Below are 718 nucleotides of genomic sequence, written 5' to 3' on the forward strand. Positions count from 1 at the left end.
GGTCAATGTGAGTAGAAACAAGACAGGATAGACCCAGCGCTGCCACCAGCTACGGCTGAGTGCTTGCGAGCCTAAGGTTTGACGGCTAAAGAAACCACTTCCTTTAGTATCAGTAGCTTGATTATTGATAGCAGTATCGTTTTTTGTGATCGTAGCTTTAGTCATAATTTTTTTACTTAATCGGTAGACGTATCAAGAAATTTTAGAATGTATCATCAGGTAACCAGAGATAGATAAAGTCGAACAACTCTGTATCTGTCATATTAGTTAATGAATGAACGAATTTTTTATCTTTAACTGTCTTATATACTGCGCTAGCGACTACTTTCTGGTAAAGAAGATATTTACCTTTTACTTGTTGTTCAAACCAGTGCTTATTTATTTTGCTAGGTAAGTTATAGAACAAAGAAAAATCTAGCTGTTTACTGAGGTGGTTCAACTTTTCGTATTTATAAGTATCAAAGTAATATAGATGTCTTAATGCATCATTCTGTAGTGTATTTTGCTCATTCTCTAGTAAGTCTAAAAAACATATATATTCATCATCATTTTCCATAAAGTACGTCAAAGGATATAAAAAATAATTATTTGCCCTCAAATATCCCTTACTTATTGCTTGTAGAGTGAGCTGACTTATATCGTCTCTATTCGCATTGATGAAAGGTTTTGAGTAATGCTCTAATATAAAAGAAAGCGCAAAAGTAATAGAATAATCGTC

General features: G+C 33.3%; 1 protein-coding gene. It reads right to left on the reverse strand.

The annotated features are described in order from the left end of the window. Window positions 1-202 precede the first annotated feature (202 nt). On the reverse strand, window positions 203-718 hold a 516-nt coding region (locus ACS8FC_RS17375; protein ID WP_439297702.1), incomplete at its 5' end, for a hypothetical protein.

The organism is Psychrobacter sp. 1Y4, from assembly GCF_051847555.1.